Raw genomic sequence first — 22,550 nt, 5'->3', positions numbered from 1 at the left:
CCCTCGTGTTTCTAGCGGGCCCGAGCGGGCTCCACGTGGACCACCACGTCCACCACCTGCGGATAGGCGCCGTGCAGCGTCTCCTCCACCTTGTCGGCCACTTCGTGGGCCTGCGCGGTGGTGAGCTGCGGGTCGACTTCAATCTTCAGGTCCACGTAGACGCTCTCCTCCATGCCCCGGCTGCGCACGTCGCGGCAGGAGCGCACGCCGGACACCGCCAGCGTGTGCTGGGACACCTGCGCCGGGTCCAGGCGCGCGGTGTCGGAGAGGATGCCCACCGCCTGCCGCACGATGCCGTAGGCCACCCGCGCGACGAAGACCATCACGGCCAGGGCCACCAGTCCGTCCGCGCGCGGAAAGCCCATCGCTACCAGGCCAATGGAGACGAGCACCGCGATGGTCACGAACACGTCCGACAGCGTGTGCTGCGCGTCCGCGAGCAGGAGGGAACTCTTGTACTTCTGCCCGTAGTGTCGCTCCACGCGGGTGACGATGAGGTTGATGACGAGCGTGAAGACCATCACCGCGGCCATCGTCACCGACACCGTGGGGTGCTTGTCGTGCAGGAGCGAGTCGAACGCCATGCGCCCCAGCTCCAGCATGCCCACGCCAATCATCGCGCCGATGCCCAGCGACGCGAGCGCCTCGAACTTGCCGTGACCGTAGGGGTGATCCGCGTCCGCCGGCTGCGACGCGACGCCCATGGCGACCAGGCCCAGCACGTTGGAGCTGCCGTCAATGAACGAGTGCAACCCGTCCGCCGTCACCGACGCGGACTGGGCCATGAGGCCGAAGACGAGCTTGGCCGCGGCCACGACCCAGTTGGCCACGAGGATGGCCAACAGGACGAAGCGGACCTTCCGATTGCGCTCCTGGAGCGCGGCGCCACGGTCGACGAGAGGGGCTTCCACGGCGGGGCAGGGTAGTGCCCTGCGCCGTCCACCGCGAGGCCTCCGTGGGTCCTACTGTCGGAACAGCCGCATCCGGGGGCCGCCGCCCATCTCCAGGAAGAAGCCGAATTGGAAGCGCACCGTCGCGTCCTGACTCAGCAGGCCGGACGGCGGGTTGGGGAAGGGCTGCGCGCGCTTGAAGGACGCCACGGCCTCCATGTCCAGGAAGTCCAGGCCGCTGCTCTTCTCCACCTGGATGTCCTTCACCGCGCCGCGCTCGTCCAGGGTGATGGTCAGCAGCGTCTGGCGGTCGCGCCCGGAGTAGATGTTCCCCGTCGGGTCGCGCATGCGCAGCTGCTCGTTGGGGTTCCAGTGCATGCCCACGCTCTGCTTCACGCGGTTGAAGAAGCTGGCGTACTTCCACTCGCGCGTGTTGAGGAAGGTGCCGTCGCCTTCCTCCTGGTCTCGGAGCATGTCGTTGGGCGCCGCGCCCACCACCTTGTCCATGGCCGCCTGCGACGGCATCAGCGTGGCCAGGCCCGGGGAACCCACCCGGCCCGTGGAGCCCTCCTGCTCGCTGTCCTCGCCCTGGCCGGGCTGGATGCGCAGGCGCTTGGCGTTGCCTTGCGTGGCGTCGCTCTCCGACTGGTTCTTCACCGCCATGCCCGGGCCGCGCTCGCGCGGATCCGTCTTCATGGCGATCTCCTGCTTGCGGCGCGTCTCCGGCATCTCGAAGACGGGCTTCTTGCCACCCTGGGACTGGGCCCGGTCGTCCGCGCCCGTGCCGTTGTTGCCGGACACGCGCGGGGGCTGCACCTGGTCCTGCGCCGCGCCCTCCTGCTTCTGGGGTGCGGTCTTCTGGGGCATGGCGTTGCGGTAGAAGGCCGTCTGGTCGCGCGCGCGCGTCTCCTTCTCCGTCGTGTTGTTGTGCTCGGCCAGGTACTTCGCGTCCGGGGACTGCTGATCATTCCCCGGCGCTACGTCCACCACCTGGCCCTGGGGCTTCGTCTCGTCCGGCTTCTTCTCTTCCTTCGGCTCGCGCTTCTCCGTGGGGCGGGGCTTGGTCTGCTGCGGCGTCACCGCCCCCCGGTTCTTCGCCCACTGGTCCGACGTGAGCGGCCTCACCGCCACGGACGTGGGCCGGGCGGGGCGCTTCTCGTGCGGGAAGTTCGCCTGCACGGCCGACACCAGGAGCACGAAGCCCACGAAGGCGACCTGGGCCAGGAGCGCCAGGATGCCCGCCACCAGGTAGCGCAAGGGCCCACGCTGCTTCCGCGCGCGCCGCTGACGCCAGTCTGTCGAGGAACCCGTGCCCACGGCCTGATGATAAACCTCCGGACCGCTTCTACAGTCCCGAACGTGCGGCCCGTAACACCCGGGACATGGAAGAGATTCGCGAGCGCGTGCGTTGGTGCGTTCGAAATGTCCGCTTCATCTCAGTAGATGGGGGCGACCTCCGCCCCGTTGAAGTAGAAGCGCAGGATCTCCGGATAGCTCTGCCCGGCTTCCGCCCGGCCGATGGCGCCTGTCTGACACATGCCCACGCCGTGGCCCCAGCCGCCGCCCCGGAACAGCCATCCGGTGGGCCGGCCCTCGGCGTCCCGCTCGGCCTCCACGGTGGCCATGCTGCTGTTGAGCATCCCGAAGAGCCGCCGGATGTTCAGCTCCCCGCGCACCTGGGTGGCGCCCTTCGTCCCCGACACGGTGAGCAGCCGGGCACGCCCGGACACTCCGCGCTCGGACAGGGCGAGCCCCTGGATGGACCCCACCCCCAGCTTCTCCGTGAGCGCGTCCACCTGGTTTTGCGTGAAGCGCTTCTCCCACCGGAACTTCGTGGGCTGCGCGAAGCTGGACAGCTTGCACGCGGCGGGCACGTCCGACGTCGCCAGCCACGCCTTGAGGTTCGACGGGCCGGGGACGTCCGGCGCGGGCTCCAGCAGGTCCGGCCGCCCGCGCAGGCTGGGGTCCGGCGGGCCGCCCCACACCACGTCATTGTCCTCGGTGTGGCCGCCGCACACGGCGCTGTAGACGGAGTCCACCAGTCGGCCCTCCTGGCTGAAGAGGGCCTGGCCCCGGGTGGCCTCCACCGCGGCGGTGGTGCTGGCCGCCTCGCCGGTGCGGCCCCGGTACACCGCGCAGTGCTGCTCCGAGCAGAGGAGGTACGGATCCGCCAGGTGCTTGATGCCCACCTTCGCCAGCACCTCACCGCGCGCGGTGACGGCCTGGGCCTTGAGCGCCTCCGGGTGTGCGCGCGCGAAGATTTCGGATGGCACCAGGCCCTTGAGCAGGTCCTCCAGGCCCACCACGTTCACCACCGCGAGCTTGCCGCCGCGGTCCACCGCGAACTGGAGTGCGCCGCGGAAGCTGCGGTCCTCGAAGGCGTGGAAGTCGTAGCCCACGCCGTACTCCACCTGTCGCACGTCGAAGCCGGTGCCGTCCGGTGTCTCCGCGTCCAGCCTGTCTTGCGCCAGACCCACCACGGCGTCGTTCTCGTCCTTCAGCTCCAGGATGGCGCGCGAAGGCTTGCGGACCTCCTCGAAGAGCGTGGTGCGCAGGCCGTAGCGGCGCAGCAGCTCCGCCTGCTGTTTCGCCGCGGCCTCGGGCGTCAGTGCTTCGTCGCCCAGGAGGAGATAGCGCCGGTTGTCGATGACCTTCCCCGCGATGCCGTACACGGAGCCCAGCGTGTGCGTGCGCACCGCGAGCCCTCGCGCGCGCCACGTCTCCTGCGCCTCCGCGAGCCCCGCCTTGTCCGCGAAGCGGAACTCACCCAACTGCACCCGCGCGCTCCACTGGGCCGGTTCGCCCTGCGTCACCCGCACCGTCCAGCGCGAGCCCGCGGGCGCGTCCAGCACCTTGTCTCCGGGTCCGCCGAAGCGCAGCCGCATCCGTGCTCGCGGCGAGAACGTCACGACCTCGCGCCCTTCCATCAGCTTGATGGGGAGGCGCGGCTCACCGTTGCGGAAGTCCAGGCGCTTCAGGTCCTGCGGCCCGGGCAGACCCGACGTGAGCGGATCCTCCAGGCCACTCGGAGCGGGGGGCTTCACGCCCGCGTCAGCGGGCTTCGTGGGGACGGAGACCTCCGGCTCGCCCAGGCCCCGGGTGCTGGGGGCAGGTGAGGGCGCCGGCGTGGCGCAGGAGGCGAGCAGCAGGGCGGTCAGGAGCAGGACGGCTTTGGACACGGCGGCGGCACCGTAGCCGCCATGGGGCCGAGCGTCACGGTTCTCCCTCCCGCTGCGGCGCGTCTCGGCCTGGATGACCGGCAGTGAATAGAACGCCCGAGGCCATGCGTTGCCCCTGCTCATGCAAATTCTTGGAGGCAACGGCTTGAAGACGCGACACACCCTGGTGGCCTCCCTGGCTGCCTGCACCCTGGCTCTTGGACTGACCGCTTGTGGCGGCGGCGGTGGCTCTGGCGGAGGCACTGGCGGTTCGTCGGGCGCCGGTACCCAGGCCCCCGCGACGAACACGGGGACCCCCAAGGTCGAGAAGACCCCCACCGCTCCGGGCAAGGCGCCCCCCATCGGCGTGCAGCCGGTGGAGAACACGCCCGCCGCGCAGATGCCGGATCATGCGGACCACACGCCCATCGCGGAGCCCGGTCCCCAGCCCGCCGTCAGTGCCCAGGCGATGCAGGAGACCCCCGCCACCACGCCCGCCCATGATTGGGTCGTGTCGCCCAACGGCGACGACGGCGCCCAGGGCACGGAGGCCGCGCCGCTGCGCACCATCGCCATGGCGGTGAGCAAAGCGGGCCCTGGCGACCGCATCCGCGTGCTCGCGGGCACCTACGCCGAGCGCGTGGTGCTGGGTGACAACACCAAGGCCGGCACGCCCGAGGCGAAGATCACCCTCCAGGGCGAGGGCCGTCCCAAGCTCACCCCGGGCAGCGGCTCCGGCGCGGCGGTGCAGGTGCGCCGCGCGAACTGGGTCATCGACGGGTTCGACATCGACGTGGAGGGACAGCCCATCTTCGGCGTCACCTTCGAGGGCGACGTGCAGGGCACGGTGCTGGCCAACTCGGAGCTGCACAACGGCACCGGCGGCGCGGGCGTCACCCTGTTCAACAACGCCAAGGGCCCCACCATCGAGAACAACAACATCCACGACTTCGTGCGGACCACCGGCAACAAGGACTCGCACGGCATCGTGATGCAGCCCGCGTCCTACGACGCGACGGTGCGCAACAACGACATCCACGACAACTCGGGTGACTCCGTGCAGTGCCTGGGCCCCGAGGGCTTCAGCGACCTGCCGCCCGCCACGGGCCTGCTGGTGGAGAACAACCACTTCTTCAACAACCGGGAGAACGCCGTGGACATCAAGACGTGCCACGACGTCATCATCCGCAACAACCGGATGCACAAGTTCCAGCCGTCGGAGACGGCGAAGGGCGATGCGCTCGTCATCCACTACTCCGCCAAGAACGTGCTGGTGGAGGACAACGAGCTGTATGACGCCGCGAAGGGCATCTCCGTGGGCGGCAACCACGAGGGCCCCGTGCCCGAGGCCGTCGTCGTGCGCCGCAACCGCGTGCACGACATCACCGACGCGGGCGGCGGCGAAGGCACCGCCATCCGCCTGGAGAACTCCAAGGGCACCGTGGTGGTGAACAACACCATCACCCGCGCCAAGGCCGGCATCATCCTGGGCCACGGCACGGGCGGGCCCACGGAGTCGCTGCGCGTGGAGAACAACATCGTGGACGCGCCCGTCAGCGTGGACGTGGGCGGCCAGGCTCCCGGCCTCCAGATGAGCAACAACCTCTATCCGTCCGGTGCGCAGTTCAAGACCAACGGCCAGCTCCAGGCCCTGGACGCCTTCAAGGCCGCCGCGAAGGACACCACCTCCAACGGGGGTGACGTGACGGTGTCGGACACCTTCGCCCCGTCCGCCGCCGCCCAGGACAAGGGTCAGGACCAGGGCCAGCCCTTCTGCGGCGCGGCCCCGGACATCGGCGCGGTGGAAATGGGCTGCTAGGTCCCACCCGGGAAAGCACCCCCGGAAAAGCAGAAGGCCCGATGCGGAGACTTCCGCATCGGGCCTTTTGTCTTATGAGGCGCCACCCGGATTCGAACCGGGGAATGAAGGTTTTGCAGACCTTTGCCTTACCACTTGGCTATGGCGCCGCAGCGATTGGGGCCGGGGTTATACGCAGCCCGGTAGGAGCCGGTCAAGGAAGCAACACCATCCAGCCCCGCTTCTCGTCCCGGTACCATACGGCGCGGGGTGTCAGGCCCTGACAAGCGAGGGAGCACACGATGCTGCACGGCCATGGCGTCTTCCAAGAGGAGCACGAAGCCTTCCGCCGCACCGTCCGCGCGGTGGTGGACAAGGAGCTGCGCCCGTTCGCGGCGGAGTGGGAGGCCCGGGAGGAGTTCCCCCGGGAGCTCTTCACCCGCTTTGGCGAGCTGGGCTTCCTGGGCCTGAAGTACCCGGAGGCCTATGGGGGCACGGCGGCCGGGGAGCTGTACGAGGCGGTGCTCCTGGAGGAGCTGGGCCGCTGCGGCTCCGGCGGTGTGGCCGCTGGGCTCGGCGGGCAGTTCACCATCGCGACCGGCCCCCTGAACCTGTTCGGCACGGAGGCCCAGAAGCAGCGCTGGCTGGCCCCCGCAATCCGGGGGGAGAAGATTGGCGCCCTGGGCATCACCGAACCGGACGCCGGCTCGGACGTGGCGGGGCTGCGCACCACCGCCCGCCGCGACGGCGACCACTTCGTCGTCAACGGCTCCAAGACGTACATCACCAACGGCGTGCGGGCGGACTTCGTGGTGCTGGCGGTGAAGACCGACCCGTCGCGCGGCCACAAGGGCCTGTCCATGCTGGTGGTGGAGCGGGGCACGCCGGGCTTCAGCGTGGGGCGCAAGCTCCAGAAGGTGGGCTGGCGCGCGTCCGACACGGCGGAGCTCTTCTTCGAGGACTGCCGCGTGCCCGCGGAGAACCTGCTGGGCGTGGAGGGGCAGGGCTTCTCGCAGATCATGGGCAACTTCCAGTGGGAGCGCCTGTCGCTCGCGCTGGGTGCGGTGGGCGCCATGGACGACATGCTGGAGACCGTGCTCGAGCACGTGAAGCAGCGCCGCGCCTTCAATCAGACGCTGGCCGGCTTCCAGGTGGTGCGCCACAAGCTGGCGGACCTGCACACCGCCCGTGAATGCGCGAGGCAGCTCACCTACCACGCGCTCCGCCTGCACGTGGCCGGCGAGTACGCCGTCGCGCAGACCTCCATGGCCAAGAAGGTCGCCACGGAGACGTGCTGCCGCGTGGCCGACGAGTGCCTCCAGCTCCACGGTGGCGCGGGCTACATGATGGAGTACGACATCCAGCGCCATTGGCGCGACGCGCGGCTGGGGCCCATTGGCGGCGGCACCAGTGAGGTGATGAACGAAATCATCGCCAAGCAACTGGGCCTCTGAGCCCCGGCGGCCTCCGGGAAGCAGGCGAGCGGACAGGCGGGAAGAGGGGAAAGAGCCCTCCGGTTCATGTTCGATGGAGTCTGTCGCCTCGGGGAGGTCCCGGTGGAGCCCAGCATCATCTGTGATGAGCTGTTCATGCGTCTGGGGGACGAGGATGTGCTCGTCCTGGATTGCCGCGACGCGATGGACTGGGAGCGGTTCGAGATCCACATCCCCGGCGCGCTGCGAATGACGGCCTCGGAGATTGCCCGGGACCTGGCGATGCTGCCGGACGACGAGCTCATCGTCCTGTGCGGCACCACCCAGGACTGCGTGGACATCCGCCGCATCTGCCGCGTGTTGCGCCTGAGGGGGCGCAACGCCGTGTGCCTCGCTGGTGGCCTCCACGCCTGGGTGACGGGGGGCTACCCCACGGAGCGCCACGCACGCGCCCCCTCCCACGCCCACCGGTGAGCGGCGGATGCAGCGCGTCGTGAAACGGTGTAAGGAGCGCCCTGCCTCCCCCACCGGAGATCCCCCACGATGGCCAAGCTTCGCGCCGTACTCATTGGCGCCACCGGACTCGCGGGTCAGCAGTTCATCGCTGCCCTCAAGGACCACCCGTTCATCGAGCTGACCGGGCTCGCCGCTTCGCCCCGCTCCGCTGGAAAAACGTACGCGGACGCCCTGCGCGCCTCCAACGGCATGCTGGCCTGGTTCGTCCCGGAGCCGCTCCCGGAGTCCATCGCCCGCATGACCGTGGTCAGCGGCGACGCCGTCCAGGCGAAGGACTACGACATCGCCTTCTCCGCCGTGGAGGCGGACGTCGCCCGTGAAATCGAGCCGCGCCTGGCCCGGAACATCCCCGTGTTCTCCGCCGCGAGCGCTTTCCGCTACGACGAGGACGTGCCCCTGCTCCTCCCCCCCGTGAACGCCGCCCACGCTCCGCTCATCAACGAGCAGCGCCGGCAGCGCGGGTGGAAGGGCTTCATCGTCCCCATCCCCAACTGCACCACCACGGGCCTCGCCGTGACGCTGGCCCCCCTGGCCGAGCGCTTCGGCGTGAAGGCCGTGCTGATGACCAGCCTCCAGGCCATGTCCGGCGCCGGACGTTCGCCCGGCGTCATCGGCCTGGACATCCTCGACAACGTCGTGCCCTACATCCCCAAGGAGGAGCACAAGGTCGAGGTGGAGACGAAGAGGATCCTCGGGGCGCTCAACCCCGCGGGCGCGGCGCTCACCCCGCACGACGTGCGCGTCTCCTGCACCTGCACCCGCGTCGCCGTCCTGGAAGGCCACACCGAGTCCGTCTTCGTGTCGCTCGGGAAGAAGGCCACCGTGGCGGAGGTCGCCCAGGCGATGCGCGAGTGGCAGGGCGCTCAGGTGGCGAAGGACCTGCCGTCCGCTCCGCCCCGCTGGATTGAAGTGCTGGACGACCCGTTCCGCCCCCAGCCCCGCATGGACCGGGACACCCACGGCGGCATGGCCACCACGGTGGGCCGCATCCGCGAGGACGGTGTGCTGGAGAACGGCTTCAAGTACGTGCTCGTCTCCCACAACACGAAGATGGGAGCCGCAAAGGGCGCCATCCTTGTCGCGGAGTTGCTGCGGGCGCAGGGCTTGCTGGGCTGACCGGGGAAGCGGGCCGGGCTGGTACCTAAATTCAGGGTGCCAACCCTGGCCCCAACCATCTACTGTGCGCGGCCACGGACGCGCGGAATTCCGCACAGAGGAGACATCAACATGGCCTACGTCGTCGCCGAGCCTTGCATCAAGTGCAAGTACACCGACTGTGTCGAGGTGTGCCCGGTCAACTGCTTCTACGAGGGCGCCAACTTCCTCGTGATCCACCCGGACGAGTGCATCGACTGTGGCGCTTGCGAGCCCGTCTGCCCGACCAAGGCGATCTTCCCCGAGACCGAGCTGCCCGCGAAGTGGGCGGACTTCAAGAAGCTCAACACCGACTTCGCCTCCAAGTGGCCCAACATCGCGGAGAAGAAGGCCGCCCTGCCCGAGGCCGAGGAATACAAGGAGAAGGAAGACAAGCGCGGGGAGCTGAGCACCGCGCCCGGGAAGTAGCCGCGGACCGTATCCCCCGAGCGCGCCCGTCGTGATGCAGGCCCTCGCGCCCCCTGGCGTGAGGGCCTTCGTCGTTCCTGACGTCTTGCGCGGAAAAGGCATCGTCGGACGTTCACCCCGCCTGGAGGACGCTGAGTCGCAGCCCCCGGGCCTCCAGCGCGTCGCGCAGCCGCGCCACGTCCTCGGTGGGAACGGGCCCATGGCGGCCCTGGATGCGCAGCGCCACCTCCCGGGGCCCTGTGCGCTCCACCTCCACGGTGGCCTCCAGCGAACCGCGCAGGCTGAGGCCCAGCGCCGGCCGCTGTGACTTCACGAAGACCTCGATCTTCTCGATGAGCGCCAGCGTGGACTCGACCTGCGCGACGGGAGGGCTGGCCGGTGCGGTACTCTCCGTGGCTCCACCCGCCGCGCGAGCACCTTCGGGCGAGGAGACGCGCGACAGGCCTTCCGAGGAACGGTCGTCACGCGTGGGCGAGGGGAGGGGACACGGCGCCGGACGGGGCTCCGCGCGGAAGGAGCGCTCCACCTCGCGGGCCAGCAACTCCGTCACACGATGGGAGGCCTGCGTGCCGCCGTCCGTGAGCGCCTCCTGGCGCACCGACCCCAGCCGCTGCGCCTCCACGTGCATTCCCTGCCGGGCCTGGCGGAGCGTCTCCGGGCTTCCCAGGGCGCTGCGCGTCGTCGAGAGGAGGGCTCCCGCCGCACGGACGCCAGGAAGCGCCGGAGTGGCCCGCGTCGCTGGCCCTGGCCCCTGCCCACCGGTACGGAGCAGGCCGGGCTTCGGAAGGGGCCCTGGTGCCACCGGCTCGCGGCGGGCCCCGGGACGAGGTGGGGTGTCATTCCATCCGGAGGCCCGCTGGAGGACCTGTTTGAACGCGTCCTTCTCCGGGGGGACCTTCTCGTTTCCGGAAGGAGCGTCCTGACCTTCGACCTTCATGGCATGCCTCGCGCGCAAGGGATGCGCGGGCATGAGCAGCGGCCGTGCCAGTCAGGCGGGGAGCGCTCCCGGGAGGAGGGCGCGGAAGGAGGCGGCACGGCAGGGGTGCCGCCCCCGGGATGGGCGTGCGGAACGCGAGACGGCGCGTTTCAGCGCTTGCCGCCGAAGCCGCCCGGCTGCACGGGCGCGGTGCCCGTCAGGTCGTTGAACGCGAGCGGACAGGACGCCACGGCGTTGGGATCCGCGAGCGCGGGGTTCTGGGCCCAGTCGCGGTCCTGGAAGAGGTACGCGTCGCGCACCTCCAGCTCCTTGAGTTGCTTGCGGTACTCCCAGAAGCGGCCGCGCAGGAGCACGCGAGCGCCCTTCGGCAGCTGCGTCAGCGGCGTGTACTGGTCGTCCTTCAGCCGCGCCGTGATGTTGATGGAGGGCCGCACCTTGGGCTTCCCGTAGGTGAGCCCGGACAGCAGGCCGTCATTGCCCGGATCCGGCAGGTAGAAGACGAGCCGGGCCACCAGCGCGGGAGGCTCCGGCGGAGGGCCCTTCTTGCTCTTCTTCTTGGGCTTCTCCAGCTTCGCGTCGATGAACTCCAGCCCTCCGAAGGCCACCTCCTTGTCGAGGTAGTCGTCGCGGAACTTCGCGTCCGCCACGCTGGCCGCGGTGGTGTTGGCCTTGAGGACCTCCGTGTCGTAGCGCTCCAGCATCGCGGGCAGCGTGAAGAAGAAGCTGTCCACGGGCTTCACGCCATCCGCGATGAAGCGCAGCTTGCTCAGGTCCAGCGGCGGGTAGTACGGCGCGAGCGCCACCGCCGTCTGCATCCACTCCGGCGGCAGCCGCTTGTCGATGAGCACCCGGCGCATCATCGACACCAGGAACATGTTGGCGGGGAAGCGCGGCGTGGACAGCTGCGTGCCCAGCACCTGGATCAACACGGGGTCCAGGTAGAAGTTCTCGTCGCGCTTGTGCAGGTACGGCGCGGACTCGCCCACGATGGTGAGCAGCGCGCCCACGAGCTGCGCGCAGTTCGCGTCGCTCGTTCCCTGCACCAGGGCCTGGTTGACGCGGGAGCGGAGGAACCGCTTGTCCATGTCCGCTTCGCGGAACACGGGCGGCTCTCCCGTTCCGAAAAAGAACTCCTTCTGGGCGAGCGCGGGCGTCGACAGCAGGCCCAGGGACAGGGCGATGAGGGCACGAGTACGCATCGGCCTGAACCCTACCACGCCCTCCCCCGGATGATCCTCCTCCGCTCCGCCCGCCCATGCACGGAGTGGGACCCGCCCGAGAGCCCGACGTGAGAGGGCAATTGCAACCGGATGACCCGATGCGGCGGGGCTTTCGCGACAAGCCCTTTCACGGGCAGGCGGCAGGGGACGGGCCGACCGCGCGGGGGGCATGCCGGGTCGGCAGGCGGTGGTCTTTTCCGCCTGTTGGCGGCGCGGGCTTTTGTGTACCTTGCCCCAAGCCATGCCGACGCCTCCCGAGACCTCCCCGGCACCCGTCACCGTCGCCCACATCAAGGACGAGGCGGAGCTCATGCAGGCCCTCGCCATCCGTGAGGTGGTGTTCATCGAGGAGCAGCACGTACCCGAGGGCATCGAGCGCGACGCCGAGGACGCCCACGCCTACCACGTCATCGCCTACCAGGGCGGTCACGCCATCGGTACCGGCCGGCTGGTGAAGCTGCCGGAGGCGCCCGCCGGGCAGGCTGGAACGTGGGGCCAGATTGGCCGCATGGCGGTGCTCCAGGCGCACCGCAAGTCCCGAGTGGGTTCGCTGCTCCTCACGTCGCTGGAGGAGGAGGCGCGCCGCCGCAACGTGAGCGGCATCATGTTGCACGCCCAGCTCTACGCGCTCGAATTCTACAAGAAGCACGGCTACCAGCCCGTCGGCGCCGTCTTCGACGAGGCCGGCATCGACCACCTGGAGATGCACAAGCGGCTGTAGTCCCGCGCCGCTCGCTTCAGCGCCTCGGAGGACGGGGCGCGGGCGGCTCGGCGTGGCGCGGATCCTCCGGCCACGAGTGCCGGGGGTACTTGCGGCACAGCTCCTTGCGGATCGCCGGGTAGTGACGTTCCCAGAAGCCCGCCAGGTCGGTCGTCACCTGCACGGCGCGCATGTTGGGAGCCAGCAGGTGCAGCACCAGCGGCACGCGGCCCGCGCCCACGCTGGGCCCCTGCGCCATCCCGAAGAAGTCCTGCAGCCGTGACTCCACCCAGGGTGGCTTGTTGGGCTCGTAGTGCACCTTCACGCCGCGACCGCCGGGCAGGGTGACGCGCTCGGGGGCGTGGTTCGCCAGCAGGCGCTGCTGCTCGGAGGTGAGGCGCGCGTAGAGCGCGTCCAGTAGCGACACGCCCTCCAGGTCGGAGAAGCTGCGCGCGCCCACGCACAGGGACGCCAGCGCGTCGCGCATGAAGCCCGCGTCCACGGTGGGAAAGCCCGTTTCGGGGAACGCCTTGCTCAGGAGCGCCACGCGGGTGCGCCACTGCTCCAGCGCCTCGGGTTCCGCGAAGCGCTCCGGGCCCGCGGCCAGGGCCGCCTCGGCCAGTACGCGCGCGGCCTCCTCGGACGGGGGCGCGGGAGTGCGCGTCTCCTCCAGCATGAGGTTGCCGTAGGCCAGCCGGGTGAGGCGCTCCACGCGCCGCGAGTCCGCGTTCCACTGGAGGGTGTCCACCTCCTCCAGCGCGTCCGGGTAGAGGTCCAGCAGCCACTCGGCCTCCACGGTGCTGGCGAGCCGAACGACGGCGCCGCGGCCGGGGCGCTCCTCCGCGTCCACGGCGACCATCAGCTCCGCGTCCTGGACGACGCTGAACTCGGACAGGCTGGTGGTGCCGCCGCCGAACATGAGCAGCTCCGGGGAGCGGGGCCGCCGCCTGCGGGCAACGCGGTCCGGGTAGCCCGCGAGCACGCTGAGCATCAGGGCCTGCTCCACGTCCTCGGGGCGGCCGGGGCGGGAGCCCTGTTCCCGCACCGTGCGGCGCAGCTGCTTCTGCACGCGCTCCACGGACTGCACCGCGCCCGCATCCAGTGACAGCGACTGCATGCGGCCAGATGCGAAGCCCGAACGGCCGGCCTCGCGGAAGCGCTCCAGGAGCTCCAGCAGGTCGGAAGGCCCGCTGACGAGCGCGGACGCACGGCCTCCGCCGCCCAGGTTGGCGCGGGCCTCGCGGCGGATGTCGCGTTCGCCCATGAGGGCCGCGAGCACGGCGGCATCACCGCCCACGCCCCGGCGCTCGCCTTCAACGATGATGCGCGCCTGGCGAGGGTGGACGGGGAAGCGAAGGAGCCGCTGGCCCACGTCCGTGACCTGGCCCTTCGCGTCCACGGCTCCCAGGCGGCGCAGCAGCGTCTCCGCAGCCTCCAGGGCGGGGGCGGGGGGCGGCTCGAAGAACGGGAACGCCGTCAGGTCCTTCACGCCCGACGCGCGCAGCGAGAGTACCGTCTCGGCCAGGTCGGTGCGGCGGATCTCCGGGGCCTCCTGATCAGGCCGGCCATCGAAGTCGTGCTGGGTGTAGAGGCGCACGCAGTGCCCGGCGCGCGTGCGGCCCGCGCGACCGGCGCGCTGGACGGCGGAGGCCCGGCTCACCTTGCCCAGCTTGAGCTGCGGCAGACCGGACCAGGGCGAGTGGGACGCCACGCGAGCAAGCCCGCTGTCGATGACGACCGCGACGCCGTCGATGGTGACGGACGTCTCCGCGACGTTGGTGGACAGGATGATCTTCCGGCGCGAGCTGCGGCGCACGGCGCGGTCCTGTTCCGCGGGAGAGAGGTCGCCGTGCAGCGGGAGCACGTCGGCGTCGTGGCGCTCGGCGAACTCCGCGCAGGTGTCGCGCGCGCGGCGGATCTCCCCGGCCCCGGGAAGGAATACGAGCACGTCGCCGTCGACGCCCTGGGTGAACAGGCGCTTGAGCGCGGAGAGCACCTGTTGATCCAGGTGCCGCTCATCCGGGGCGGAAAGGTATTCGACGCTGACGTCGAAGCGGCGGCCCTCGGAGCGCAAGGACGGAGCGCCACCCAGATACGCGCGGACGGGCTCGGCCTCCAGGGTCGCGGACATCACCACGAGCTTGAGGTCGGGGCGGGCCGTCTCCTGCAGCCGCCGCAGGAGCGCGAGCGAAATGTCCGCGGACAGATGCCGCTCGTGGAACTCATCGAGCACGACGATGCCCACGTCGCGCAGGGTGGAGTCGGTGAGCAGGCGGCGTCCGAGCACGCCTTCGGTGACGAAGGACATGCGCGTCTTGGGCCCGCGGACGTCCTCGAAGCGGACCTGGTAGCCGACGGTCTCGCCCACGCGCTCGCCAATCTCCTCGGACACGCGCTGCGCGGCGAGCCGGGTGGGCAGCCGCCGGGGCTGGAGGACGACAATCTCCTTGCCCGCGCCGAGCCCGGCCTCCAGCAGCGCGCGGGGAACGCGGGTCGTCTTGCCCGCGCCAGGGGGCGCCTCCAGCACGAGCGACCGCGAGCTCCGGAGCGTGGAGACGATGTCGGGCAGGAGGGGATCGATGGGAAGGGCTACGTCCGCCATGTCCGGGTTCCTCTTCACGGCGGGGGACTCACCGCGCGTCGGGTCTCAAGGCGTGCCAGCCTCGGACGGGTCGGTCTTCTTGCGTCGCTTGGGGCGCACGGCCTCCGGAGCACCGGAATCGGGGGCATCCGAAGAAGCGTCGGTCTGGGTGGTCTCGGCAGCCGGAGCGGCGTTCTTCGGAGGACGCCCCCGCCGAACGGGACGCGCCGCGACGGGAGCCTCCGGAGCCACGGGTTCGGAAGCAGCGGTGACCTCTTCGGATCCACTGTTCGAAGCCTCTGCCTCGGAGCCGCCAGCCTCCGCCACGGTCTCCTCGAGGGGCGCCGGAGCCTCCGACTCGTCGGGATCCGCCTCCATCGATTCGTCCCCGGAATCCTCCTCGAACGCCTCCTCCTGGCTGGCGTCGCCCTCCTCACCGAAGAGGTCCGAAGCACCGTCCTCGGCGGAGAGCGCGAGCGACTTGCCCGCGCGCTTCCGGGGCTTGAGGGTGAGGCCCGCGGCCTCGAAGACCCCAGGCACGGGAACGAGCGCGGCCTCGGCGAGCAGCCGTCCCTGCCGCAGCGCCACGTCCAGGCGCCGTCCCAGCGACACCAGCGCCTCGCGCAGAGCGGCTTCCTGATCCGGGGGCAGGGGAGTGGGGGACAGGCTCGCGGTCCACGCGGCGAACGTCGCGGCGACCTGATCCACGACGGGGCGGACCATGGCGAAGTCGTCACGGGAGAAGATGCGGGTGACGTAGGCGCTCTTGAACCGCCGCTCGTACGACGTGGCGTACTCGTTGACCAGCTCCACGGGCGCCCGGCGCAGCTGCGGGAACTTGAGGTGGGGGAACAGGGCCTCGATGACGGGGGCGCGGCTGCTGGCGGTGAAGGTGATGCCGGCGTGCAGCTTCTCCAGCGCATCCACCCAGCGGCCCTGCTGATCGAACGAGAACTCCTCGCGGGCCTCGTCGAGCTCCGGCAGGTCCTTCACCTGTTCCAGCAGACCGCCCGCGGGCTCACGGGCCTCTCGCAGGCGCTCCAGCGCGGAGGCGAGCCACTGCTTCTCGGCCTCCAACCCCGGCCTGCCGATGACCATCTCCTCCGCCGTGGCGAGTCGGGCCTCGAAGGCCTCGGCGAAGCGGATCAGCTCATAGGATTCGAGCGTGGACGACATGCGTGGACGACTCCTCGGAGGGGCGGCGGAGATACCACACCTTCACCGTCCGACGAGCAGGGCCTCCATGGCTCCGGGGGTGGAGAAATCCGCGAAGGCCCACTCGGCGCCGGCATCGCGCAGCGCCTGGGGCGTGAAGTTGCCCGTGCCCACGCCAATCGTCTCCGCGCCAATGCCCTTGGCGGCCGCGACGTCCTTCGGCGTGTCTCCGATGATCACCACCCGGCACTCCTCCAGAGGCTGACCCAGCTGCGCCGCTCCGGCCTGGGCGCCGTGACGGATGAGCGCCACGCGGTCCTCGAAGTCGCAGCCAAAACCGCCGAAGGCGAACTGGTCGTGGATGCTCACGCGGTCCAGCTTCACCTTGGCGCCCGCGCGCACGTTGCCGGTGCCCAGGCCCACCGCGAAGCCCGACCGGGAGCGAGCCTCCACGACGGCCTCGCGCATGCCCGGATGCAGCCGGTACTCGCGCGCATCGACCTTGGGAACCTCCAGTCCCAGCTGGGCGACGTACGCGTTGATGACCGCGCTGATGGTGTCCTCGGTGTCGGACTGGCCGATGACGCCCAGGCCCTTGCGGACGATGGCCCGGTCCGTCATGCCGGACATGCTGAAGCCGTCGCACGCGTCGCGCCGCCGATGGAGCTGCTCGAAGGCCAGGCCCATGGCGCGGCGGCCTGCACCGCCGGTGGTGACGAGGGTGCCATCGATATCGAAAAGAAGGACGGTGGGGCGCATGGCCTCCCATCTAACGGAAGGACCCGTCCGACGCGAGCCCCGAGCAGCCCATCAGGGCAGCCGCCACCGCCATGCCCGGCGCCCGGCTCAGGGCTCCGCGAGCGTGAGGCCCTGCTGGAGCGCTTCACGCACCTGGGGAACGTCCTCAAGAGGGAGCCGCTCCTCCAGCACCTCGCGCACCCGCTGACCGCCCAGCCGGCCAAGCGCCTGCGCGACGGCCTCACGCAGCCGCAGGTCGCGGTCCTCCAGCCGGGCCTGCAGTGTCTTCACCGCCTCGAACCCCAGCCGCTGGCCCAGCGCGGCCGCGGCTTGTGAGCGGACATCCGAAGGCCGGTGCGGATCCTCCAGCATCGCCTGGAGCGTCTGTCCCGCCTCGGGCGACTCCACGCGAGCCAGCGCCGTCACGGCCCGCATCCGCTGCGCATCCGGGACGCTCGTGTCCTCCGCCAGCGCCGCGAGCACGGGCACGACCTCCGGCCCGAACCTGCGCCACGCCGCTTCGGGCGCCACGGAAGGTTGTGAGAGCAATCCCAGGGCCTCCGTGCGCAGCGGTCCGGGAACAGGGGCGGGAGGTACGGGCACGGAAGCCGCGGTCGGGGCCTTCGCGGTGGCGGGAGCCGCTTCGGACACGGGCCCCACGCCCGCGAGCACGGCGAGACCGGCCAGCGCCAGCCATCGCGAGGAGGCGGAACGGGACGGGACCGGCGAGGGACGAACACCGCGGGGGCGGGACGGCTGGCTCGGCATGCGGAGCTCCCGGTGGGGAAGGGGAGCCCCGTTATACGACGGCTGCCGGTCCGGACTCGATAACGCTAAGGTCGGTCCACCATGGCCGGACGCGTCTTCTTCTTCCTCCAGCACGCCACGTACGAGCCCGCCTATCAGGCGGCCTCCATGGGCATCACCGCCGCCGCGATGGGCGACGACGTCTACTTCGTCTTCGCCTTCGAGGCCCTGCGCCAACTGGTCCGCGGCGGCTTCGGCCTGGCGCACAGCGAGCGGGAGCGCACCGAGGCGGCCCGGGCCGAAGGGCTCAATGTCCCCACCCCGGCCCGCATGCTGGAGGAAGCCCGAGCCCTGGGCGCGAAGCTCGTGGCCTGCGACACCACGGTGCGCATCTGTGGTCTGTCGCCCCAGGAACTGCACGGCACACTGGACGAGGTCATGGGCTTGGCTTCCATCTGGAGGCTGACCGACGGCGCGCGCGTCCTCACGCTCTGAGCGGACACCCGAGCCGATCCCCTCCCTCCGGAAGGAGGCGGATGTCCGACAGGGGAACCGGACCTGCCCTCGCGGATCGCCTGTCGTTGCAACTTGGCAGCATTACCTGAATGGAACCTGCCTGCCGCGCGTCGCTGTAGCCTCGGTGGGCGTCCACGCGTTACGCTGGGGCATTCGCTGTTCGTTGTTCCCCCCTGGAAGGAATCCTCAAAGCCTATGCGCGCCAAGTCGACCCCCCTGAGCGCACTGCTGGCCGGCACGCTCGGTGTTGCCGTGATGGCCGGCTGTCAGACGTATGACTTCGAGCCGGTGGATCCGCTCGCGATCGCCCAGACGACCGTGGAGTCGGTGATCACCGCCCGCAGGAGCAAGCCGGACGTGATGCTCCTCGTGGACATCTCTGGCTCCATGACAAAGCCGGTCAACAAGGACCTGGTCGTCAACGGCACGCGCGTGTGTGACTTCCAAGCCGAAGACGGCAAGTTCTACATGTGTGAGGAGAACAATCCCTGCGACACCTCGAAGTGCCCCACGCGCTGGTCTGAGCTCCAGGGCGCCATGGGCCCGTTCCTCGCGGAGAGCGGCAAGCTGGTCCGTTTCGGCCTGACGACCTACCCGGAGCCTCCTCCCGTCAAGCCACCGCCGCAGACGACGACCGTGCCCGAACTGTGCGCACCCGCCACCGCCGCCGCTGGCAGTCTGAGCATCCGCGCCAGTGTTCCGTTCGAGCTGGATTCAGACACGGAGCTCCAGGACTATGCGAGCCTGGTGAATGACAAGCTTCAGGGTATCCCCAATGGTGGCGCTGGCCGGCCCCGGGGCGGTACGCCGACGAGCGCGAGCCTGGAGTTCGTCGGCACGCAGCTGCGGGCCAACTCCGAAGATCGCGATCAGATCATCATCCTGCTGACCGACGGTCTTCCCAACTGCAACGACAAGAACGAATACGATGGCACCAGCGCGGAGTGCCGCTGCACGCTCGAAACGCCGTCGCAGTGCACGGACAAGCTGAGCCCGTACTTCCAGCGCGGCTGCCTCGACAAGAACGCCTCCGTGAGGGCGGTGTCGGCGCTCAAGGCGAACATGATCTCCACCATCGTTATCGGCTTCGGCGCGGAGACGTCGGCGGGTGACGGCCCCAGCGTCCTCAACGAGATGGCGCGCGCGGGTGGCTACGCACGTGACTGCAAGGCCAGCATCGACTGCGGCGCGGGGGACACCTGCGACGTCAACACCGGCCTTTGCGGCCGCTCCTTCTACCAGGCGGGCAATCGCGAGGAACTGGCGGCCGCGCTGAAGTCGATCAGCGAGGCGATCCAGCCGGGCGAGCCGTGCTTCACCGAGCTCCAACCGAGCCAGCTGCCCTCCGATGAGAAGCTCATCGTCGTCTACATCAACGGCGAGCGCACGCTCGCGGGCCCCGACACCTGGTCGCTGGACCTGTCGGTTCCCGAGAAGCCGGGCGTGCGGTTCACGGGCAGCGCCTGCGCGAAGCTGGAGTCGTCGCGTCCGGAGGACCCCGTCAGCGTCGAAGTGCGCGCCATCCGCCAGCTCTAGGCGGCAGGCAGGCGGAGGCGGCTTTACGCGGGCGGAGGCGAGGATTATAGGGTCCTCGCCGGGCCGGTCGCCTCCGCCATGAAAATCACTGTCCTCTCGCGCTCCGCTTCCATCTCGTCCACGCGGCGAATTGTCGAAGCAGGCCGCGCGAGAGGACACCGGGTCCGCGTGCTCAACCCGCTCCGGGTGCAGATGCATCTGGACGGGGGCAGCCAGGCGACCCTGTTCTACGACCGCAAGAAGCTCACTCCCACCGACGTCGTCATCCCGCGCATCGCCCTGTCCATCAGCACCTACGGGCTCGCGGTGGTGAATCAGTTCGGTCTGGCGCGCGTGCCCCTGGTGAACCACGCCCAGGCCATCGCGCAGTCGCGCAACAAGATGCGCGCGCTCCAGCTCCTGTCCGCCCACGGCATCGACATCCCCGCCACGGTGATGGCCCGGGACGCGGCCCACCTCAAGGAGATGGTCGGCCTGGTGGGCGGGGTGCCCGTGCTCGTGAAGCTCCTCCAGGGCCAGGAGAAGCACGGCGTGATGGTCTGCGAAAGCCTCCAGTCGCTGGAGGCCGCGCTCGAGGCGGTGCTCGGTCTGGGGCACAACCTCGTCATGCAGGAGTACGTGCGGAGCACCGGCCAGGACGTGCGCGTGCTCGTGGTGGGCGGTGAGGCCATCGCCGGAGTGCTGCGCAAGCCGCGCCCCGGGCGCCTCTCGCACACGCTGAACCGGGGCGCCCGCCTGGAAGCCCTTCCGCTGTCTCCCAGCCATCGCGCCATGGCGGAGAAGGTCGCCCGGCTCGTGGGCCTGGAGGTGGCCGCGGTGGACATCCTGGACGTCCAGGGGCATCCCAAGGTCTTCGAAGTGAACAGCTCGCCCGCGCTCCTGGAGATGGAGGCCGCCACGGGCCTGGACCTCGCCACGCCCATCATCCAGCGGGCGGAGGACCTCGTCGCTGGCGCCGCCCCCGTCTGGACCGCCGCCCTGGAGACGCCCCAGGCCCTGCCCCCGCCGCCGCCGGGGCGCAAGGGCGCCGTGAAGGTGAACGCGCCGCGGAGTTAGAAGAGAAAGCGCTCCCCGCGCGTCCGAAGCCCCGGTATACGAACGCCGCCTTCCTGGAGACACCCATGCCCCGCACCCGCCGCCTCCCGACCCTGGCCCCCCTGCTGCTGACGCTCGTCGGCGCGCCGGTGCTGGCCCAGGACGTGGACCCCGCCACCCTCTACGAAGTCACCACCGAGGGGACGTCGACGCAGGTGAAGTCGGGAGGGCAGGGCACGTTCGTGCTCGCCATCAAGTCGAAGCCCGGCGCCCACGTCTCCGACGAGGCCCCTCTGAAGCTGGAGCTGACGGGCAAGCAGCTGACGCCCGCCCAGAAGACGCTGACCCGTGAACAGTCGGTGGCGAAGAAGGCGGACGGCCAGCAGTTCGTGGATCCGCGCTTCGAGGTCCCCTTCACCGCGGTGTCCGCCGGCAAGGGCACGCTGGACGCGACGCTGACCTTCTTCATCTGCACGGAGAAGATCTGCGCCCGTCAGAAGAAGACCTTCTCGCTGCCCGTGGAGGTCCAGTAGCCCCCATGCGAGAGCGCTCCCCCAAGCCTTCCAGTGGTGAACGCGGCGGCCACGAAGCCCCGCGCTACGTCCATGGCGTCAACCCCGTGCTGGAGGCCCTGCGCGCCCATCCTGACGCGGTGGAGCGCCTCTTCATCGTCGACGGGCAGGTCGGCGCCAAGGCCGCGGGCGAACTGCTCAGCCGCGCGCGTGACGCGGGCGTCCGGGTGGAGAAGGTCGGCCGGGAACGGCTGACCTCCATGGCCGAGGGCGGCGTGCACCAGGGCGTCGTCGCCGAACTGCGCGGCTTCCAGTACGTCGAACTGGAGGACGTGCTGGAAGTGGCGAAGGCCAAGAAGCAGCCCGCGCTCGTCGTCGTGCTCGACGGCATCCAGGATCCGCACAACCTGGGCGCCATCATCCGCTCGGCCCATGCGCTCGGGGCCCACGGCGTCGTCCTGGCCAAGGACCGCGCCGTACAGGTGACCGGCACGGTGGCCAAGTCCTCCGCGGGCGCCGTCGAGTACTGCCCCATCGCGCGCGTCACCAACATCTCCCGCGCCCTGGAGCAGCTGAAGGAAGCGGGCCTCTGGGTCGCGGCCGCGGACGTGGAGGGCGCCGAGCCTCTGTGGAGCGCCCGTCTGGACGGGCCCCTGGCGCTGGTGGTGGGGGCCGAGGGAGCGGGCGTGAGGGAAGGCGTCCTCAAGCACTGCGACTTCCGCCTCCGGATTCCCATGGGCGGTCAGGTCGGTTCATTGAATGCGTCGGTTTCCGCCGCGATTCTGCTATACGAGGTCGCCCGCCAGCGGGGGAGGCCTTCCCGCTGACGACCCCGGATCAATCTCCTTGACTTGGAGAGTGGGGGCTTTTAAAAGGTCGCGCCTCTCAAGGCGCTGCCGAGGGGTTGACGGTCCGCTCGGGATGAGGTAGGGCGGGGCAGTTGCTGGATGGATGCCGGTGTAGCTCAGTCGGTAGAGCAACTGATTTGTAATCAGTAGGTCGCGGGTTCAAATCCCGCCGCCGGCCAGGTAGGACGGGCCGCGGATAAGGGCCCGGGACGCAGCAGGATGGTGTAGAGAGCAGCACGCAGCACGACAAGCGAATATCTGGAGAGATGCCCGAGCGGCCAAAGGGAGCAGACTGTAAATCTGCCGGCTCAACGCCTACGGTGGTTCGAATCCACCTCTCTCCACTCGGCAATGCGGGAATAGCTCAGTTGGTAGAGCGTCAGCCTTCCAAGCTGAATGTCGTGGGTTCGAATCCCATTTCCCGCTCCAACCGTTGTAGTGAATCGCCAAGCCCTGATAGCTCAGTTGGCAGAGCGCATCCTTGGTAAGGATGAGGTCACCAGTTCAATCCTGGTTCAGGGCTCCATTTTTCGAGGAGTGTCATGTCCAAGGAAAAGTTCGATCGCAGCCTGCCCCACGTGAACATCGGAACGATTGGGCACGTGGACCACGGCAAGACGTCGCTGACGGCGGCCATCACGAAGGTGCTGGCGAAGTCCGGTGGCGC

At 69.9% G+C, this 22,550-nt stretch carries 21 protein-coding genes and 5 tRNA genes; 16 read left to right on the top strand and 10 right to left on the bottom strand.

The features are described 5' to 3' along the window. Positions 1-11: 11 nt before the first annotated feature. The 3 genes from D7Y04_RS38730 to D7Y04_RS38720 all read right to left on the bottom strand — a co-directional run bounded on the left by D7Y04_RS38730 (position 12) and on the right by D7Y04_RS38720 (position 4,192). On the bottom strand, positions 12-911 hold the full coding sequence (locus tag D7Y04_RS38730; RefSeq protein WP_121762592.1) for a cation diffusion facilitator family transporter: 900 nt from the start codon (positions 909-911) through the stop codon (positions 12-14). A 51-nt stretch (positions 912-962) separates the two neighbouring features. Then, entirely contained in the window at positions 963-2,207 is a 1,245-nt protein-coding gene (locus tag D7Y04_RS38725) for an energy transducer TonB (RefSeq protein WP_121762591.1), read from the bottom strand. Positions 2,208-2,326: 119 nt separating this feature from the next. Then, positions 2,327-4,192, bottom strand: coding sequence for a SpoIID/LytB domain-containing protein (locus D7Y04_RS38720; RefSeq protein WP_233601786.1), 1,866 nt, complete (start codon positions 4,190-4,192; stop codon positions 2,327-2,329). Here D7Y04_RS38720 and D7Y04_RS38715 point away from each other — a divergent pair. Further along, the gene (locus tag D7Y04_RS38715; RefSeq protein ID WP_121762590.1) at positions 4,191-5,867 is read left to right on the top strand and encodes a nitrous oxide reductase family maturation protein NosD; all 1,677 of its coding nucleotides are present in this window, start codon (positions 4,191-4,193) and stop codon (positions 5,865-5,867) included. The genes D7Y04_RS38720 and D7Y04_RS38715 overlap by 2 nt on opposite strands. 77 nt (positions 5,868-5,944) lie before the next feature. On the opposite strand, the gene D7Y04_RS38710 is transcribed toward D7Y04_RS38715, so the two are convergent. Beyond that, positions 5,945-6,016: transfer RNA gene (locus tag D7Y04_RS38710), tRNA-Cys, on the bottom strand. Positions 6,017-6,148: 132 nt separating this feature from the next. Here D7Y04_RS38710 and D7Y04_RS38705 point away from each other — a divergent pair. From D7Y04_RS38705 to fdxA, 4 genes are all read left to right on the top strand, one after another. After that, positions 6,149-7,300 (top strand): acyl-CoA dehydrogenase family protein, encoded by a 1,152-nt coding sequence (locus D7Y04_RS38705; RefSeq protein WP_120596832.1) that lies wholly within the window; start codon positions 6,149-6,151, stop codon positions 7,298-7,300. A 102-nt stretch (positions 7,301-7,402) separates the two neighbouring features. Further along, positions 7,403-7,753 (top strand): rhodanese-like domain-containing protein, encoded by a 351-nt coding sequence (locus D7Y04_RS38700; protein ID WP_171808456.1) that lies wholly within the window; start codon positions 7,403-7,405, stop codon positions 7,751-7,753. Between the two features lie 69 nt (positions 7,754-7,822). Then, positions 7,823-8,911, top strand: coding sequence for an aspartate-semialdehyde dehydrogenase (asd, locus tag D7Y04_RS38695; RefSeq protein ID WP_121762589.1), 1,089 nt, complete (start codon positions 7,823-7,825; stop codon positions 8,909-8,911). A gap of 111 nt (positions 8,912-9,022) precedes the next feature. Beyond that, positions 9,023-9,358: a ferredoxin FdxA gene (fdxA, locus tag D7Y04_RS38690; RefSeq protein ID WP_120596835.1), complete on the top strand. Its 336-nt coding sequence runs from the start codon at positions 9,023-9,025 to the stop codon at positions 9,356-9,358. A 112-nt stretch (positions 9,359-9,470) separates the two neighbouring features. On the opposite strand, the gene D7Y04_RS38685 is transcribed toward fdxA, so the two are convergent. Further along, positions 9,471-10,295, bottom strand: a complete 825-nt coding sequence (locus D7Y04_RS38685) for a hypothetical protein (protein ID WP_121762588.1) — start codon at positions 10,293-10,295, stop codon at positions 9,471-9,473. Between the two features lie 149 nt (positions 10,296-10,444). After that, entirely contained in the window at positions 10,445-11,494 is a 1,050-nt protein-coding gene (locus tag D7Y04_RS38680; RefSeq protein ID WP_120596837.1) for a hypothetical protein, read from the bottom strand. A 262-nt stretch (positions 11,495-11,756) separates the two neighbouring features. On the opposite strand from D7Y04_RS38680, the gene D7Y04_RS38675 reads away from it, so the two are divergent. Then, positions 11,757-12,236, top strand: coding sequence for a GNAT family N-acetyltransferase (locus D7Y04_RS38675; protein WP_120596838.1), 480 nt, complete (start codon positions 11,757-11,759; stop codon positions 12,234-12,236). Positions 12,237-12,252: 16 nt separating this feature from the next. On the opposite strand, the gene hrpB is transcribed toward D7Y04_RS38675, so the two are convergent. The 4 genes from hrpB to D7Y04_RS38655 form a co-directional block, all read right to left on the bottom strand. After that, on the bottom strand, positions 12,253-14,817 hold the full coding sequence (hrpB, locus tag D7Y04_RS38670; RefSeq protein ID WP_120596839.1) for an ATP-dependent helicase HrpB: 2,565 nt from the start codon (positions 14,815-14,817) through the stop codon (positions 12,253-12,255). Positions 14,818-14,862: 45 nt separating this feature from the next. After that, positions 14,863-15,972: a hypothetical protein gene (locus tag D7Y04_RS38665; protein WP_120596840.1), complete on the bottom strand. Its 1,110-nt coding sequence runs from the start codon at positions 15,970-15,972 to the stop codon at positions 14,863-14,865. 42 nt (positions 15,973-16,014) lie between these two features. Then, on the bottom strand, positions 16,015-16,710 hold the full coding sequence (locus tag D7Y04_RS38660) for an HAD family hydrolase (RefSeq protein WP_121762587.1): 696 nt from the start codon (positions 16,708-16,710) through the stop codon (positions 16,015-16,017). An 87-nt stretch (positions 16,711-16,797) separates the two neighbouring features. Further along, positions 16,798-17,457, bottom strand: a complete 660-nt coding sequence (locus D7Y04_RS38655) for a HEAT repeat domain-containing protein (RefSeq protein ID WP_121762586.1) — start codon at positions 17,455-17,457, stop codon at positions 16,798-16,800. A gap of 81 nt (positions 17,458-17,538) precedes the next feature. On the opposite strand from D7Y04_RS38655, the gene D7Y04_RS38650 reads away from it, so the two are divergent. From D7Y04_RS38650 to D7Y04_RS38605, 10 genes are all read left to right on the top strand, one after another. Continuing rightward, entirely contained in the window at positions 17,539-17,931 is a 393-nt protein-coding gene (locus D7Y04_RS38650; RefSeq protein WP_120587537.1) for a DsrE family protein, read from the top strand. 216 nt (positions 17,932-18,147) lie between these two features. Then, entirely contained in the window at positions 18,148-19,488 is a 1,341-nt protein-coding gene (cglB, locus tag D7Y04_RS38645; RefSeq protein WP_120600266.1) for an adventurous gliding motility lipoprotein CglB, read from the top strand. A gap of 78 nt (positions 19,489-19,566) precedes the next feature. Then, positions 19,567-20,544, top strand: coding sequence for a RimK family alpha-L-glutamate ligase (locus D7Y04_RS38640; RefSeq protein ID WP_120600267.1), 978 nt, complete (start codon positions 19,567-19,569; stop codon positions 20,542-20,544). A 65-nt stretch (positions 20,545-20,609) separates the two neighbouring features. Then, positions 20,610-21,056 carry a hypothetical protein gene (locus D7Y04_RS38635; protein WP_199749806.1) on the top strand — a complete coding sequence of 149 codons (447 nt, stop codon included), beginning with the start codon at positions 20,610-20,612 and terminating at the stop codon, positions 21,054-21,056. Between the two features lie 5 nt (positions 21,057-21,061). Further along, positions 21,062-21,862 carry a 23S rRNA (guanosine(2251)-2'-O)-methyltransferase RlmB gene (gene rlmB, locus D7Y04_RS38630; protein WP_120600354.1) on the top strand — a complete coding sequence of 267 codons (801 nt, stop codon included), beginning with the start codon at positions 21,062-21,064 and terminating at the stop codon, positions 21,860-21,862. Between the two features lie 126 nt (positions 21,863-21,988). Next, positions 21,989-22,061: transfer RNA gene (locus D7Y04_RS38625), tRNA-Thr, on the top strand. 82 nt (positions 22,062-22,143) lie between these two features. Continuing rightward, a tRNA-Tyr gene (locus D7Y04_RS38620) sits at positions 22,144-22,227 on the top strand. Between the two features lie 9 nt (positions 22,228-22,236). Further along, a tRNA-Gly gene (locus D7Y04_RS38615) sits at positions 22,237-22,312 on the top strand. A 21-nt stretch (positions 22,313-22,333) separates the two neighbouring features. Next, a tRNA-Thr gene (locus D7Y04_RS38610) sits at positions 22,334-22,409 on the top strand. Between the two features lie 16 nt (positions 22,410-22,425). Next, a partial coding sequence (locus D7Y04_RS38605; RefSeq protein WP_233601620.1) for a GTP-binding protein occupies positions 22,426-22,550 on the top strand: 125 nt, incomplete at its 3' end.

Source organism: Corallococcus sp. AB038B (genome assembly GCF_003668955.1).
Classification (GTDB): domain Bacteria; phylum Myxococcota; class Myxococcia; order Myxococcales; family Myxococcaceae; genus Corallococcus; species Corallococcus exiguus.
This window is presented reverse-complemented; position numbering and strand designations above follow the sequence as displayed.